Below are 16,454 nucleotides of genomic sequence, written 5' to 3'. Positions count from 1 at the left end.
CAAGCCGGTTTGCGCGGGACGCGCAAGCCCCCGATCCGCTCAGCCGTCCCCGCGGAGCCCCGCCACCGCCGCGCGCAGGTCCGCGACATAGTCTGCGAACGCATCGGCCGCCGCGGCGGGGTCGGGGAGGCGGAGCAGGTGGCTGGGGTGGACCGTGATCCACAGCGTGCTTCCGTCGTCGCGTGCGTGCGGACGCCCGCGCTCGGCGGCGACGGCGACTTGCCGGCCGGTAAGCGCGCGCGCGGCCGTCGTTCCCATGGCGATGACGAGCCGGGGGCGAAGCAGCGCGCGTTCCTGGTCGAGCCACCAGCGGCACGCCTCGACCTCGCCGCTCGACGGCCGCGCGTGCAGGCGCCGGCGCCCGCGCGGTTCGAACTTGAAATGCTTGACTGCATTGGTGACATAAAGCCGGGCGCGGTCGATCCCGGCCTCGACGAGCGCACGGTCGAACAATTCACCCGCGGGGCCGACAAAGGGACGGCCGGCCAGATCCTCCTGATCGCCGGGCTGTTCGCCGACGACCATGATTTCAGCGTCGGCCGGCCCTTCGCCGAATACCGTCTGCGTCGCCGGTTGCCAGAGCGGGCAGCGCCGGCATGATCCGGCCTCGCGCGCGAGCAGCGCCAGGCTGGCGGGTCGCGCGGCGCCTGCCGGGGCGGGGGCGGACGGCGGCGCCGTGAGCATCGCGCGTTCGCGCGCGCGGGCACCCGCGATCAACGACGGGATCAGCGCGGTTTCGGGCAGGTTGTGCCAGTATTTGCGCGGCATCTCCTTCAGCATCGCGCGCGGCATCAGCCGGGCGGGGTTGAAGATCGCGGCATAATAGGTCTTCCATACCGCCTCGACCGGGTCGTCGCCCGGCGCATCGCCGCGTTCGGCGGGCGGCCCTTCGGCCAGGCGCGCGCCGTCCCAGTGGAGCGTCCCCCGCGGCGTCAGGATCGACCAGCGCATGTTGGCGAAACGATCGACGAAGAAGGCGGCATTGGCGCGCAGGATGTGGTGCTCGGGCTCGAACCAGGCGACGTAGCGACGCGCGCCCGCGTCCTCGACCTCGCGAAAGCGGACAAAGGCACGCATCTTGTGGATGTCGCGCGACACCGCCTGGGCGAGCGCAACGATCCGCGCCACCGCCGGGTCGGCCCGATCGCGCAGCAGCGCCGGCCGCGCCGCGACGCGGCTCAACAGGGCGTGGAGCAGCGCAAATCGTTCGGGCGTGCGATGCAGGATCGCGCGCGCGGCAAGCGCGAGGAAGTCGCGCGGGACGGTGAACGAAGACGCCCCGTCACGCGCCGCGACCGCATCGGCCGGCGTCGCGTCGCCGCCGAACAGGTCGACGGGCGCGTCGCCGACCTGCCACAGCACGTCCTGCGCGGGTACGCCGCCGGCGACCAGCGCGCGGGCGGCGCCGCGCCATCCGTCGAAATCATCCTCGGCCGCAAGCCGGACGACGCGCATCGTCAGGCGGCGAACAGCTCGAGCTGGCGCGGGCGCGGCGTCAGCATCGCGCGCAGGTCGGCGGCATCGGCAAGCGCGACGGGGCGCCAGTCGGCGGTGACGAGGAACGGCCGCAGCTTCTTCACCGAAACGGTGAGCCGCGCGACATCGTCGAGCCGGAGCGTCCGCCAGCGCCGGGCGGCGATGATCGCATCGACCGCGCGCGGGCCGAGCCCGGGCACGCGCAACAGCCGCTCGCGCGGGGCGCGGTTGACGTCGACGGGAAACTGATCGCGAAACCGCAGCGCCCAGGCGAGCTTGGGGTCGATGTCGAGCGGGAGCATTCCGGTCACGGGATCGGCCGCGGCGCTCACCTCCGCCGCACTATAGGCATAGAAGCGCACCATCCAGTCGGACTGGTAGAGCCGATGTTCGCGCAGCAACGGCGGGCGCTGGAGCGGCAGTACGGCGCTCGCCGCCGGGATCGGGCTGAACGCCGAATAATAGACGCGGCGGAGATCGAAGCGCGAATAGAGCGCGGCGGCGCGCGCGACGATGTCGCGATCGGTCGCGGCGTCGGCGCCGACGATCATCTGCGTCGACTGGCCCGCCGGCGCGAAGCGCGGTGCCGAGCGATAGCGGCGCCGGGCGTCGGTGCCGTCCTCGATCGCGCCGCGCATGAAGCCCATCGCCCCCTCGATCCGGGGCGCCGACTTTTCGGGTGCCAGTCGCTCGAGCCCGCGCGTCGTCGGCAGCTCGACGTTGATCGAGACGCGATCGGCATGGCGTCCCGCCTGCGCGATCAGCGCGGGATCGGCGTCGGGAATCGTCTTGAGGTGGATATAGCCGCGAAAGTCATGGTCCTCGCGCAGGCTGCGCGCCACCTCGACGATCTGTTCCATCGTATAGTCGGGCGACCGGATGATCCCCGACGAGAGAAACAGCCCCTCGATATAGTTGCGGCGATAGAAATCGAGCGTGAGGTCAACCACCTCGGCGGCGGTGAACCGCGCGCGGCGGACGTTCGAAGACTTGCGGTTGATGCAATAATGGCAATCGAAGATGCAGCTGTTCGTCAGCAGAATCTTGAGCAGGCTGATGCAGCGCCCATCGGGGGCATAGGCGTGGCAGATACCGCCGCCCTCGAGCGTCGATCCCACCCCCTTGCCCCCGCGCGACGTGCGTCGCCGCGCGCCCGACGAGGCGCATGATGCGTCATATTTGGCCGCATCGGCGAGGATCGAGAGTTTTTCGGCCGTGTCTAACTGCGCCATGCCAATGCCCTGGGAATCCGGTGCTCAACGGGGATCCCGAGCGGTTATGTTCGCCATTTGTTCGCGCGTCAACCCTGACCCCGCGGCCATGTCGGCGGCCGTGTCGCGCGTGTCAGGTAGCGGCGTCCAGCGCCAATGCGATCGCGCCGAGCGGACCGGCCTGGTCGCCGAGCGCGGCGGGGACGAGATAGTCGTGCGCGGGAAGGGTGAGGTAGCCGTTGAGGCTGGCCCGCAAGGCGGTGTCGATCCGCGCGATCAGGTGCGGCTGGCGAAGGATGACGCCGCCGCCCAGCGCAATGCGGCGCGGACCGCCGGTCGCCCGCAGCGCATGGCAAAGACAGGCAAGGGCGTCGACGACGCGTCGCCAGACGGGATCGTCGGGCGCCACCGTGTCGATCGCCCGGCCGCCGAGCGCGGCACCGATCGCGGTGCCCGAAGCGAGCCCCTCGACGCAATCGGGGTGGAAACGGCACGCCGACCCGAAATCGTCGTCGGCACGGCGGGGCACGCGCAGATGCCCCAGTTCGCAATGGCCGATCCCGCGCGGCGGGCGGCCGTCGACGATCAGCCCGACGCCGATGCCGGTTCCGACCGTGATGTACGCAAAATCGGCCAGCCCCCGCCCGCTGCCCCAGCGCATCTCCGCCAGCGCGGCGGCGTTGACGTCGGTATCGACCGCGGCGGGCACGGGAAAGCGCCGTGACAAGCGCGCGCCGACATCGGCCCCCGCCCAGCCGGGCTTGGGCGTCGCGAGCAGATGGCCGTAATCGGGCGCCGCCGGGTCGAGCGCGATCGGTCCGAAACTCGCGACGCCGAGCGCCCCGAAACGCGCCGCGGCCCACCATCGGTCGAGCACCGCCTCGATCGCGGCGAGCGTTTCCGCCGGCGTGGTGGTCGGGACACGCACCTGCTCGATCCGCGAGCCGTCGGCGGCGGCAAGCGTGACGATGCACTTGGTCCCGCCGAGTTCGACCCCGGCGAGGCGTGCGGGGCGGGGGGCAGGACCGGAGGGCGCGATACCGATCATGCGCGCAAGCATGGGCCGCGCGGCGAAAATCCGCAACCGCGCCCCCCCGAATACCGGCGACCAAGCCCCCTTCCCCCCGCCCAGGCGTACTGATAGCGTAACACACAGTGATTCACCCCCAGGGAGGGCACCCCGAATGAAGCCATGGAGCCTTGCGCTCGCGCTTGCCGCGACTGCGCTCTCCACCCCGGCGTCCGCGCAGGCTCCGCGCGCGGCGACGCAGCAGCTCAAGGTCGATCTGCAATATTTCACGCTGCCCAACGGGCTGCGCGTCGTGCTGAGCAAGGACAATGTCGCGCCGACGGTGACGGTGGGCGTCTATTACGGCATCGGCTTTCGGGTGGAGCCGCGCGACCGCACCGGCTTTGCGCATCTGTTCGAACATCTGATGTTCCAGGGGTCGAAGCACGCGCCCAAGGGCGTGTTCGACACCACGATCACCAATGCCGGCGGGTTCAACAACGGGTCGACCCGGTTCGACTATACCAACTATTACGAGATCGTGCCGTCGGGCGCGCTCGAGCGGATGCTGTGGCTCGAGGCCGACCGGATGGCGAACCCGGTGATCGACGATGTCGTGCTGAAGAACCAGCAGGGCGTCGTCGGCAACGAGGTCAAGGTCAACGTGCTCAACCAGCCGTACAGCACCTGGCCGTGGATCGACCTGCCGATGCTCGCCAACACCAACTGGTACAACAGCCACAATTTCTATGGCGACCTGAAGGAGATCGAGTCGGCGACCGTTGCCGACGCCCAGAGCTTCTCGCGCCAGTTCTATCGCCCGAACAACGCCGTGCTCGTGATCGCGGGCGACATTGATTATGCCGCGACGCGCGCGATGGTGGAGAAATATTTCACCGCCATCCCGGCGGCGCAGCCGGTCGCGCTGCCCGACATTGCCGAGCCGCGCCAGACCGCCGAAAAGTTCAAGAGCCGCGTCGACGCGCTGGCGCCCAAGCCCGGCTATGCCGCGGGCTATCACGTCCCCGAACGCGGGACGCCCGAATGGTATGCGATGGGACTGATCGACCAGATCCTCGTCCAGGGCAACGACAGCCGCCTTTATCGCAAGCTGGTGCAGGAAACCGGCATCGCCGGCGAGGTGAGCGGCGGGATCAATGCCGACCTGGGCAACATGTTCAACTATCGCGGGCCGATGCTGTGGAGCTTCAGCTTCGTCCACGATCCGTCGCACAGCACCGAGGCGATCACGCGCACGGTCGACGCGGTGATCGAGGATCTGCGCACGCATCCGGTGAGCGCGGCCGAGCTGGAGCGCGCGCGGACCAAGCTGCGTTCGTCGCTCTACAGCACGATCGACGGGGCGGGGCGCATCGGGCTGATCGACCTGCTGGCGGTCCATGCGCTGTTCGATCGCGATCCCGAGGCGGTCAACCGCATCGAACAGGGCTTTGCCAAGGTGACGCCCGCACTGATCCAGAAGACCGCACAGGAATATCTGCGGCGCACCAATCGCTCGATCTATGTCATCGAGCCGGGCGCCGCGCCGAAGGGAGGCAAGTGATGAAGCCCGGTCTGTTCGCGATCCTGCTGGCGGCGACCGCCGCGATCCCCGCGGTGCCGGCGTTTGCGCAAGGTCAGGCCCAGGCGCCGGCGGCCGATGCGTTCCCGCCCGCGCCGCCGATCGCCGATCCCAAGCCGTTCACGCTTCCCGCGTCCGAACGCTTCACGCTGCCCAACGGCATGACGGTGACGCTGATCCCCTATGGCGTCGCGCCCAAGACGGTGGTGTCGCTGCGCATCGGCGCGGGCGACGCGATGGCGCCCCAGCCGTGGCTCGCCCGGCTGACCGCCGAGATGATGCGCGAGGGTGCGGGCGGCCGGTCGGCGGCCGATCTGGCGACCGCGGCGGCGGCGATGGGCAGCGACCTCGATGTCGGGGCGGGGCTGCTCGGCACCAGCGTCCGCATGGACGTGCTGTCCGAACATGCCGCCGACGCGATCGCGCTGATCGGCGACGTGGCGATGCGCGCGGACCTGCCCGCCGACGCGCTGGCCCGCGTGAAGGCCAATCTGGGCCGCAACCTGTCGGTCGCGCTGTCGCAGCCGGGGACGCTGGCGAACATCGCGATGGTTCGCACCGTCTATGGCCCCGACCATCCCTTTGGCCGCGTGGTGCCGACGCCGGCGCAGCTCCAGGGCTATTCGATCGACGCGGTGCGCAGCTTCTATCGCGACCAGTTCGGGGCGAAGCGCGCCAGCCTCTACATCGCCGGCCGGTTCGACGCGGCGGCGGTGAAGGCGGCGGTGACGCGCGTGTTCGGCGGATGGGCCGCGGGGCCGGCGCCAACGCGGATCGACGCGCCGCATCAGCCGGGGCCGAAGCTGGTGCTGGTCGACCGACCGGGCGCGCCGCAGACGACGCTGCGGCTCGTCTATGACGCGCCGGTTGCCGGCAGTGCGGGCGACATTCCGATGCGCGTCGCCAACGACCTGCTCGGCGGCGCGTTCAGCTCGCGCATCACCACCAATATCCGCGAGGACAAGGGCTATACCTATTCGCCGGGGTCGGGGATCGACTTCAACCCGGGCGAGGCGCTGTGGGCGTTCGAGGCCGATGTGACGACCAAGGACACCGGCGCGGCGCTGCACGAGGTGTTCAAGGAGGTCCGCCGGATGCAGACCGAGGCGCCGGGCGAGGACGAGGCGCGCGGCATCCGCACCTATATGGCGGGCAGCTTCGCGATCCGCAATTCGACCGCGGCGGCGGTGGTGTCGACGCTCACCCAGCGCGACGTGCTCGGCCTGCCCGCCGACTGGACCGAACGCTATGTCCCCGCCGTGCTCGCGGTGACGCCCTCCCAGATGCAGGCGGCGGTGGCGACCAACCTGCCGCTCGACAAGGCGACGCTGGTCGTCGTCGGCGACCTCAAGACGGTCGAACCCCAGCTCAAGGCGCAGCCCGAGCTGGCCAACCTGCCGGTCGTCCGCCCGACCGTGCCCTGACGGTGCGTTTGCCCCGTCCTTTCCCGGCCCGGCGGGCGGGGAAGGGCGGGCGCACCGCACGTCGCGCCCGCTTTTCCCGCGCCTTTAGCGCTTGTCGCGGCGGCCCCGGCTGGGGCATCAGGGCGCCATGTCCGAAGCCAGCCCCGCCGCAACCAGCCCCGACCAGATCCTGATCCGCCAGCCCGACGACTGGCACGTCCATCTGCGCGACGGCGCGATGCTCGCCGACATCGCCGGCTGGACCGCGCGCCAGTTCGCCCGCGCCATCGTGATGCCCAACCTGGCGCCGCCGGTGCGGACCACTGCTGAGGCCGTCGCCTATCGCGACCGCATCCGCGCCGCGCTGCCCGGCGACACGCGGTTCGAGCCGCTGATGACGCTTTACCTGACCGACCAGTCGGATGCCGACGACGTCGCGCGCGGCTTTGCCGAAGGGGTGGTGACGGCGTGCAAGCTCTATCCCGCCAACGCGACCACCAATTCGCAGCACGGCGTCACCGACATCGCGCGGATCGCGCCGGTGCTCGAACGGATGCAGGCGATCGGGATGCCGTTGCTCGTCCATGGCGAGGTCACCGACCCCGCGATCGACATTTTCGACCGCGAGGCGGCGTTCATCGCGCGCGTGCTGATCCCGACGCTCGAGCGCTTCCCGGCGCTCAAGCTGGTGTTCGAGCATATCACCACCGCCGAGGCGGTCGCCTTTGTCGAGGCCGCGCCCGCCAATGTCGCCGCGACGATCACGCCGCACCATCTTCAGATCAACCGCAACGCGATGTTCGCCGGCGGCATCCGCCCGCATTTCTATTGCCTGCCCGTCGCCAAGCGCGAGACGCACCGGCTGGCGCTGCGCCGCGCCGCGACCTCGGGTTCGGCCAAATTCTTCCTCGGCACCGATTCGGCGCCGCACGCGGTGACGGCGAAGGAAAGCGGCTGCGGCTGCGCGGGCATCTTCAACGCGCCCGTCGCGCTCGAAGCCTATGCCACCGTGTTCGACGAGGAAGGCGCGCTCGACCGGTTCGAGGGGTTTGCCGCGCTGCACGGCCCGGCCTTTTACGGGCTGCCGGTCAATTCGCGCCGCGTCCGGCTGGTCCGCCGCGCGCATGCGGTGCCACAGACGCTGACGCTGGGCGGGACGCCGGTCGTCCCCTATCACGCCGGGACGACGCTCGACTGGTCGTTCGACGGGGTGGTCGACGACTGACGCCGCGCGCCGACTTCAACCGCGTTCGAGCGCGGCGACGATATGCTGCGCCAGTCGCCGTGCGGTCGCCGACAGGCCCGGGGCCTCGATCAGCGCGATCTCGGTGTCATAGAGCGGCGGCAGGTCCGGATCGTCGGTGATCGGCGTCAGATAGGCGGGCACCATCGCGCGCGGCAGCACGGTGATGCCCAGCCCCGCATTGACCGCCGACTGGCTGCCCGCGAGGCTCGTCGAGGTATAGGCGACGCGCCACTTGCGCCCCACCGCCTCCAGCGCGTCGATCGCGCGCTTGCGATAGACGCAGGGCTCGGGCGAGCAGACGAGCGGCACCGTGTCGAGCTCGGTCGCGGCAAGCCGGTCGCGCGCCACCCACACCAGCGGCTCGCGCCACACCCGCACGCCCTCCAACGCCGCCGACGGCTCGCGCTTGACGAGCACCAGGTCGAACGCCGCGGCGTGGAATTTCTCCACCAGGTTGAGCGTGAGGTCGCACGTCACCTCCAGTTCGACGCGCGGATGCGCCTTGGCAAAGGCGGCAAGCACCGCGGGCAGGTGCGCGGTCGCGAAATCCTCGGGCACGCCCAGCCGCACGCGCCCCGCCATTTCGGGTTCGAACAGCTCGGCGACGGCGGCGTCGTTGAGCCGCAGCAACTGGCGCGCCGGGCCGAGCAGCCGCTCGCCGTCGGGCGTCAGATGCAGGCTGCGCGGCGTGCGCACGAACACCGTCCGGCCCAGCAATTCCTCGAGCCGCTTGACCTGAAGGCTGACGGTCGACTGCGTCCGGCCCAGCCGGTCGCCGGCGCGCGTAAAGCTGCCGGTTTCCGCGATCGTGACGAACGCGCGGAGCAGATCGAGGTCGAGGTTGCGAACACCGGGCATCGCGGCGGCCTGCCTATCATTTGAAACGTCAATATATGGCATTTCGATAACTCGTTTCTGCAATCATTGCCAGCGCGGCATAGCGCGCCCCGAAAGGGACATTGCATGACGCTGACAATCGATCCTTCCCGCCGCGCGGCGGGAAGCGGAGTGGCTGCGCTCTTCTGGATCGCGCTTCCCCTCGTGCCGCTGGCCACGCTCAGGCTCCCCCTGGTGAGCGACGGCAGCGCACGGGGCATCGCCGCGACGATCGGCGCCCTGACGCTGTTCGTCGCGGCGATCGTCGCCACTTTCTCGCGCCGCTACATGCGCGCCGATCCGCGCAGCGGCGCGTTCTTCGGCACGATGGCCCTGCTCGTCGGCGCGGTGCTGGCCTTCGTCCTTGCCGCCGGGCTGATCGGCTTTGCACTCGGCTGGTGCGCAAGCGGGCTGTTGCTCGCGCGGCTGATCGGCCATGGCCGCGACTGGGCCGAGGCCCGGGCCGCCCGCCGTCGCGCCGCCGCCGCCTTCCTGATCGGCGACACCGCGCTCGTCGCCGCGCTCGCGCTGCTCGGCTGGTGGACCGGCCGGATCGACCTTGCCGGCGCGCTCGCCGCCGTGCCGCAGCTTTCGGGCGCACAGGCGGCGCTGGTTGCCGCGCTGCTGCTGGTCGCCGCCGCGGTGCGCTGCGCGCTGCCGCCCTTTGCCGGGTGGCTGCTTTCGTCGATGACGGCGCCGACCCCGGTATCGGCGCTGATGCATGCCGGGCTGGTCAACGCCGGCGGCTTCCTGCTCATCCGCTTCGCCCCGGTGCTCGAGGCTGCGCCTGCGGTGCGGCTCGCCGCCGTCGCGGTCGGGCTGGTCGCCGCCATCTATGGCATCGGCGTGATGATGGTGCGCCCCGACATCAAGCGCGCGCTGGCCGGGTCGACCGTGTCGCAGATGGGGTTCATGATCATGAGCTGCGGGCTGGGCGCCTATGCCGCCGCGCTGTGGCACCTCGTCGCGCACGGGCTGTTCAAGGCGTGGCTGTTCCTTGGTTCGGGATCGGCGGTGGGGATGCGCCCCGGGCCGCGCCCGGCGCCGTTCGGCACCGCGCTGCCGCTGCTGATCGCGCTCGGCACGCTCGGCGTCGCGCTCGCGCTGGTCCCCGCGCGCGGCGGGCAGGGGGCGGGCAGCCTCGTGCCGCTGCTGCTCGCCACCGCGACCGGGCTCGCGACGCTCGCCGCCAGCCTGCGCCCGCCGCTGCCGCTGCGCGAGCGGCTGGGCCTTGTCGCCGGACTGGCGCTGCTCGCGCTGCTCCAGATCGGCGGACTGGCGCTTGCCCATGCCGCAGCCGGGCCGGACGGCCCCGCGCTGCTCCCCGGCTGGTCGCTGGTCGCGATCCTCGCCGCCTTTCTGGGCGGCTGGGCGTGGCAGCAACATCGCCTCGGCCGCGGCCGGGCGCTGCCCACGCCGCTCTATGTCCGCCTGCTCAACGCGGGGGCGCTGACGCCCGCGCTTTCGGGAGACCGCAAATGAACATGATCGCCCCCATCCAGGCCCGGGCCGACGCCGATCCGCGGCCCAGCCGCAGCGAGGTCGCGGGCATGGTCGCGCTGGCGGCGCGCACCGTCGCACCGCTCTGGCCGCTCGAAAGCGCCATCGCGGTCAATCCGCTGTCGGGGTTCGAACATCTGCCCTTCGAACAGGGCGTGGCGGAAGCGGCGCGCCGTTTCGGCGCCGCGGCCGGGCTGCCGCTCGGCCAGTGGCGGACGCTGATGGACCGGGGGGCGATCGACGCGCGCGTGCTGCGCGACGTCGCGATCGGCCGGCTCGGCGGGATCGGACGCGCGTTCGTCGCGGCCGCGCCGGGCGTGACGCGGCTCGACCTGCTGATGGCGCGGCTGTGCGCGCTCCCCGCCGCCGATGCGCCCGCCGCGCCCGCGCCGATTGCGCCCGACGCGGCCTTCGTCGCCAAATGGTGCGCGGCATTCTTCGAATCGGGCATGGCGGCCAGTGCGATGCCCAATCGCGACGCTGGCCTCTATCCGGCGGTGCTCGCGCTGGCGGCGCATGATCCCGATTTCGGCGCGCTCACAGGCGCGGCGGGGGCCGAACTGCTGCTTCACGTCCCGCGCGACCCGCTCGACGCGATCGCCGAGGCGCTCGTCGCGCTCGCCCCGCGCATCGCCGATCCGGTCGACCATCTGGCGCGGCTGGTGGCGCGGCTGCCCGGCTGGGCGGGACATATCCGCTGGCGCGAGGCGCATGCCGACGCCGCGCTCACCGCCGCGACGCCGGCGACGATGGCGGATCTGCTCGCGCTGTGGCTGCTGCTCGATCGCGCCGGGGCCTGTGCGCCCGCCCCGGCGCCCGCCAGGCCGCAACCCGCCGCCGTTGCGGGCGCGCTGGCGACGCATTTCGGCGTGGCGGTCGAGGCGATCGACGCCGACGCGCTGGCGGCGGTGACGGCTTTCGACGACGGCGCGCTCTCGGCGATGTTCATGCTCGCGACCGAATGGAGCTATGCCAACGCGCTCGCGCCTCGGCTCCAGGCGGCGGCGCGCAGCGGTGCCGCGACCGAAGCCGCCGCGGCACCGCCCGACGCCCAGCTCGTCTTCTGCATCGACGTGCGCTCCGAACCCTTCCGCCGCGCGATCGAGGCCGAGGGGCGGTACGAAACGCTCGGCTATGCCGGTTTCTTCGGCGTGCCGATCGCGCTGCACCCGCTGGGCGGCGACGGGCGGCGGCGGATGCTGCCGGTGCTGCTCGCGCCGCAGCACGACGTGCGCGAGGCGCCCGCGCCGGGGCACGAGGCCGCCGCCGCGCGGCTGCTGGGGGCAGAAGCACGCAGCCGGCGCACCGCCGCGCTGCTCGACGCGGCGAAGCGCGGCCCCGCCACCGCCTTTGCCACGGCCGAGGCGGTGGGGCCGCTCGCCGGGCTGATGATGGCCGCGCGCACGCTCGCGCCGCGGCTCGTCCATCGGCTCGGGTCACGGCTGTCGCCCGCGCGGGACGCGGTGGTTGCCCCGACGCTCGGCGGCGCCGGCGCGGGCTGCGCCGTCCATGGCGCGGCGCCGCACGACCATGCCGCGCACGATCACGCCGCCGACATCCCCGCGGCGCCGTTCACGCTCGCCGAAAAGGTCGGCTATGCCGAGGCGCTGTTCCGGCTGACCGGGCTGGCGACGCCGACCGCGCGGCTGGTGGTGCTTGTCGGCCACGGCGCCCAGGCGGTGAACAACCCCTATGCCGCCGCGCTCGATTGCGGTGCGTGCGGCGGCCATGCCGGGGGCGCGAATGCGCGCATCCTTGCCGCGATGCTCAACGATCCTGCGGTGCGCGCCGGGCTCGCCGAACGCGGGATCGTCGTGCCCGAGACGAGCCTGTTCGTCGCGGCCGAACACAATACCACCACCGATGCGGTGACGATCTTCGATCGCGACCGGCTGCCGGCCGGCCACCGGGCCGATCTCCGCACGCTCACCGCGGCGCTGGCGCGCGCGGGCACCGCCAACCGGCGGCGGCGCGCCGCGACGCTGGGCCGCGCGCCCGACGATCTGCTCACCGGATCGGTGCATTGGGGCGAGGTGCGACCCGAATGGGGGCTGGCGCGCAACGCCGCGTTCATCGCCGGGCCGCGCTGGCTGACGCGCGCACTCGACCTCGACGGCCGCGCCTTCCTGCACAGCTATGACTGGCGGCGTGACCCCGACGGAACCGCGCTCGCGACGATCCTCGCCGCACCGATGGTCGTCGCCCAGTGGATCAACGGCCAGTATCTGTTCTCGACGCTCGACAACCATGCCTATGGCTCGGGCGACAAGACGACGCAGAACGTGCTCGGCGGGATCGGCGTGATCCAGGGCAATGGCGGCGACCTGCGCATCGGCCTGCCGCGCCAGTCGCTCTTCGCCGACGACGGCACCCCCTATCACGTCCCCCAGCGGCTGCTCACCGTCGTGCTCGCCCCGTTCGAGCGCGTCGAGGCGGTCGTCACCGCCAACGACCTGCTCGCCCGGTTGTTCGGCAACGGCTGGGTCACGCTCGTCGTGATCGACCCCGAAACCGGCCGCGCGCTGCGCTGGCGCCGCGACGATGCCGCGGGCGCGACTCCCGACCTCGACGCAGCAGCAGCAGCCGCCGATCTCTCGCCCCCCGACGTCCGCTGAACCCTCAGAACAAGGAACCCGACCATGACCCATCCCGCCGATACCGGCCTGCCGCTCTCCCAGTTCCGCAAGATCGAGATCGTCGTCCATGCCGAGGATCGCCAGGCCGTCGAGCAACTGCTCGCCGCCGCGGGCGTCGGCGGCTGGACGATGCTGCGCGACGTCGCGGGGATGGGGCACCGCGGCTTTCATCAGGGGCGCACGATCTTCAACGACCAGAGCGGGCTCCTGATGTTCATCGGCGTCGCCGATGCGGGTGCGGTGGCCGAGGCGGCGCGCGGGCTCGCGCGGCTGTTCGCGCACCGGCCGGGCGTGACCTTCCTGTCCGATGTCGCGGTGATGCGTTCGGACTATTTCGCGCAATCGGGCAACGCCGCCGCGGCCGGCGCAAAGGCGGCCGTCGCGCGGTGACCGGCGGCTTTGCGCTTGCCGGGCGGCGCGCGGTGGTGGCGACGATGCACGGCAAGGCGCGCGTGATCGAACCGCCGCTCGCCGATCTCGGCCTGGAGTTCCTGCCCGTGCCGCCGCTCGACACCGATCGCTTCGGCACCTTCACCCGCGACGTCGCGCGCGCGGGCAGCCAGCACGACGCGCTGCTCGCCAAGGCAAAGGCGGCGCTGGCGCTGGTGCCCGAGGCCGATTTCGCGGTGGCGAGCGAGGGCGCGTTCGGCCCGCATCCGCAGATCCCGTTCCTCCCCTCGGGCTACGAGATGGTCGCGCTGGTCGAACGTGCCGGCGGGCGCGCGGTGGTGGGGCGCGACCTCACCACCCACACCAATTTCGCGCAGACCGAGGTGCGCGATGCCGACGACATCGCCCGTTTCACCGCGCAGGTCGGCTTTCCCGATCAGGCGGTGGTGGTGATGCACGGCAGCGACGGCCCGGTAGTCGCCAAGGGGATTGCCGACGCCGCCGCGCTCGACGCCGCGGTCGCGCCGCTGCTCGCGGCGGCGGGCGCCGCGTGGCTCGAAACCGACATGCGCGCGCACCGCAACCCGGTGCGGATGCGGGCGATCGCGGTCGCGACCACCGATCTCGTCCGCCGGCTGCTCGCGCGCTGTCCGCAATGCGGCTATCCCGACTGGACGCCGCGCTATCTGCCCGGCCGCCCCTGTGCCGCCTGCGGCGATCCGACGATCGAGGCATGGGTCGAAACCTGTCGCTGTGTCGGGTGCGGGCACCTTTCGGCGCGCTGCATCGATCCCGATCGCCGGGCCGAACCGGGGCATTGCGCCACCTGCAATCCCTGACGCCCCGCCGCCCGTTCCCCGCCATTGGTAGATCACCCTAGGCTCGCTACCGAAGTTGTGGGCGACGCCCCGTCTGCGCGAAGGAGCGTCATGCCCGCGGTGCCGTTTGCGGCCGCCGGCGGGCGGGATCGGGGCCGGACGACGGTTCCGGCAACCATAGGGGTTTGATCGATGCAGTCCGCTTCCTTGCGGGCCGCGGCCTGTGCTGGCGCCGCGGCGATGGCGTTTTGCGCGCTCCCGGCGTGCGCCGACGACACGCGCCCGGCAGGCGCGGCGGGCGCGGCAGCGGGGGCGGGGGCGACGGCGCCCGCCGCCGGTCCCGACGGCCAGGACGCGACGCTCAGCCTGGGCGAGATCGTCGTCACCGGGCGGCGCCTGAGCGCCAGCGACGCGCCGGCGCTCACCTCGGTCGACCGGCTCGGCGGCGACGTGATCGCGCGCGAGAATGTCGACAATGCCTGGCAATTGCTCGGCCGGATGCCCGGCGTCGCGCTCACCAGCTTCAACCAGGGCACGACCTCGGGCAAGTTCTCGCTGCGCGGGTTCAACGGCGAGGGCGAGGTCAACGCCGTCAAGCTGCTGATCGACGGCATCCCCAGCAACGCCAATGACGGCAACATGCCGTTCATCGACGTGATCTTTCCTCTCAATATCGCGTCGATCGAGACGGTTCGCGGCACCAGCGACCCGCGCTGGGGGCTCCACGCGATCGGCGGCAGCGCCGAAATCGACACGCGCACCGGCGGCAACGGGCTCGACGCGCGGCTCGGCTATGGCAGCGACCGGACGGTCGAGGGTCAGGCCGCCGTCGCGCTCACCCGCGACGGGTTCAGCCAGAACCTGTTCGGTGCGTGGCGCCGCTCCGACGGCTATCGCGATCATGCGAGCTATGACCGCTGGACCGTTGGCGGGAAATGGTTTTACACGCGGTCCGACGGCGGGTTGCGGCTCGGCGCCATCGCGCGCGTCTATCGCGCCAATGCCGACGAGCCCGGCTATCTGACTGATGCCGACGCCCGCCGCGCCCCGCGCCTCTCCTATCCGACCTCGGCGAGCGACGGCGGCACGCGCCGCGTCGGCGAATACAGCCTCCATGCCGAAGTCACCCCCGCCGCCGGGGTCGAGGCGGTGCTGCGCGCCTATCGCAACACGCTCGACGATCGCCGCTTCATCCGCTTCAGCGCGGCCGTCCCGCAGCAGGAACGCTATGCCGACGAACAGCAGAGCGGCCTCGTCTGGCGGCTCGCCTGGCAACCGCAATGGGCGGGCATCTATGCGCTGACGATCGAGACCGGCGGCGATTATCAGCACCAGGCCAATCGCAGCCTGCGCTGGAACACCGCCGATCGCGTGCGCACGCGCCGGACGCGCGATCAGGATTTCGACCTCGACGTCACCGGCGCCTATGTCCAGGCGGTCGTCCAGCCCTGGCGCTGGATCAAGCTCGTCCCCGCGCTGCGGATCGACTGGGTCGGCGGCACGCTCACCGACGCGCTGACGCAGCAGCGCTATGCCGCCAACGACTATGGCGCGATCAAACAGCCCAAGATCAGCGTCGCGGCGATGCCGCTCGCCGGACTGACGCTCTATGCCAATTGGGGGCGCAGCTATCAGATCGGCGTCGGCGCGGGCAGCTACAAGGTGCCGCCGCGCACGCGCGACCTCGCCCCCTCGATCAACGACGGCTGGGAGGCGGGGGCCAAGTTCGCGCCCGGCCACGGGCTCGAGGCGCGCATCGCCTATTGGGAACAGCGCGCCTCGGGCGAGGTCCGGCGCCGGCTCAACGACCCCGGCGGCGATTATGACAATGTCGGCGCCACGCTCCGCCGCGGGCTCGACCTTCAGTTCACCGCGCACCCGACATCGACGATCGAGGCCTGGGGCGCGATCGGCTGGCAGTCGGCGCGCATCGTCACCCCCGATCCCGCCAGCCCGGACACGCGGGGCAAGCGGATCGACCATGTCCCGCCCTATCTCGCCTCGGCGGGGATCGCCTGGCAGGCGACGCCGCGCGCGCGGCTGTCGCTGTGGGGCAGCGCGCAGGGCAGCTATTATCTCGAAAAGACCAACAGCACCGGGCGTTACGGCGACAATCTGATCGTCAATGCCGAAGCGAGCTACCGGCTGACTCCGGCGATCGAGGTCCAGCTCCAGTTGCGCAATCTCGGCAACCGCTTCGCCGAATATGTCTGGTGGGACGGGACGCAGGCGCTCCACGCCCCGATGGAGCGGCGCAGCGTGTTCGGCGCGGTCGCCGCGCATTTCTGACGCGGGCGGGCCGGAATC

Annotated in this window: 12 protein-coding genes; 8 read left to right on the top strand and 4 right to left on the bottom strand. The window is 71.6% G+C overall.

The features are described from left to right. Positions 1-39: 39 nt before the first annotated feature. From ACT3CF_RS07355 to ACT3CF_RS07345, 3 genes are all read right to left on the bottom strand, one after another. A complete protein-coding gene (locus tag ACT3CF_RS07355) occupies positions 40-1,455 on the bottom strand; it encodes a UdgX family uracil-DNA binding protein (RefSeq protein WP_478421597.1) in 1,416 nt (471 codons plus the stop codon). A 2-nt stretch (positions 1,456-1,457) separates the two neighbouring features. Beyond that, positions 1,458-2,708, bottom strand: coding sequence for a putative DNA modification/repair radical SAM protein (locus ACT3CF_RS07350; protein ID WP_478421596.1), 1,251 nt, complete (start codon positions 2,706-2,708; stop codon positions 1,458-1,460). A gap of 112 nt (positions 2,709-2,820) precedes the next feature. Then, positions 2,821-3,735, bottom strand: coding sequence for an ROK family protein (locus tag ACT3CF_RS07345; protein ID WP_478421595.1), 915 nt, complete (start codon positions 3,733-3,735; stop codon positions 2,821-2,823). A gap of 136 nt (positions 3,736-3,871) precedes the next feature. Between ACT3CF_RS07345 and ACT3CF_RS07340 the strand changes: the two genes are divergently transcribed. The 3 genes from ACT3CF_RS07340 to pyrC all read left to right on the top strand — a co-directional run bounded on the left by ACT3CF_RS07340 (position 3,872) and on the right by pyrC (position 7,906). Further along, positions 3,872-5,260 carry a M16 family metallopeptidase gene (locus ACT3CF_RS07340; protein ID WP_478421594.1) on the top strand — a complete coding sequence of 463 codons (1,389 nt, stop codon included), beginning with the start codon at positions 3,872-3,874 and terminating at the stop codon, positions 5,258-5,260. Then, entirely contained in the window at positions 5,260-6,702 is a 1,443-nt protein-coding gene (locus tag ACT3CF_RS07335) for a M16 family metallopeptidase (RefSeq protein ID WP_478421593.1), read from the top strand. The genes ACT3CF_RS07340 and ACT3CF_RS07335 overlap by 1 nt, the downstream gene beginning before the upstream one ends. A 127-nt stretch (positions 6,703-6,829) precedes the next feature. Next, entirely contained in the window at positions 6,830-7,906 is a 1,077-nt protein-coding gene (pyrC, locus tag ACT3CF_RS07330) for a dihydroorotase (RefSeq protein WP_478421592.1), read from the top strand. A gap of 15 nt (positions 7,907-7,921) precedes the next feature. Here the strand turns inward: pyrC and ACT3CF_RS07325 are convergent, their stop codons facing one another. Next, positions 7,922-8,785: a LysR substrate-binding domain-containing protein gene (locus ACT3CF_RS07325; RefSeq protein WP_478421591.1), complete on the bottom strand. Its 864-nt coding sequence runs from the start codon at positions 8,783-8,785 to the stop codon at positions 7,922-7,924. Positions 8,786-8,890: 105 nt separating this feature from the next. Here ACT3CF_RS07325 and ACT3CF_RS07320 point away from each other — a divergent pair, with 105 nt between their 5' ends. From ACT3CF_RS07320 to ACT3CF_RS07300, 5 genes are all read left to right on the top strand, one after another. Continuing rightward, positions 8,891-10,285 carry a proton-conducting transporter transmembrane domain-containing protein gene (locus ACT3CF_RS07320; protein WP_478421590.1) on the top strand — a complete coding sequence of 465 codons (1,395 nt, stop codon included), beginning with the start codon at positions 8,891-8,893 and terminating at the stop codon, positions 10,283-10,285. Next, positions 10,282-12,918, top strand: a complete 2,637-nt coding sequence (locus ACT3CF_RS07315; protein ID WP_478421589.1) for a putative inorganic carbon transporter subunit DabA — start codon at positions 10,282-10,284, stop codon at positions 12,916-12,918. Before ACT3CF_RS07320 ends, ACT3CF_RS07315 begins: the two co-directional genes overlap by 4 nt. A gap of 24 nt (positions 12,919-12,942) precedes the next feature. Next, positions 12,943-13,329 (top strand): P-II family nitrogen regulator, encoded by a 387-nt coding sequence (locus ACT3CF_RS07310; RefSeq protein WP_478421588.1) that lies wholly within the window; start codon positions 12,943-12,945, stop codon positions 13,327-13,329. After that, complete coding sequence (locus ACT3CF_RS07305) at positions 13,326-14,168, top strand: DUF6671 family protein (RefSeq protein WP_478421587.1); 843 nt, start codon at positions 13,326-13,328, stop codon at positions 14,166-14,168. Before ACT3CF_RS07310 ends, ACT3CF_RS07305 begins: the two co-directional genes overlap by 4 nt. A 171-nt stretch (positions 14,169-14,339) precedes the next feature. After that, on the top strand, positions 14,340-16,436 hold the full coding sequence (locus ACT3CF_RS07300; protein ID WP_478421586.1) for a TonB-dependent receptor: 2,097 nt from the start codon (positions 14,340-14,342) through the stop codon (positions 16,434-16,436). The last annotated feature ends 18 nt before the right edge of the window (positions 16,437-16,454 follow it).

The organism is Sphingomonas chlorellae, assembly GCF_056485145.1.
Note: the sequence above shows the minus strand (reverse complement) of the source record. Positions and strands in the feature narration are given on the sequence as shown.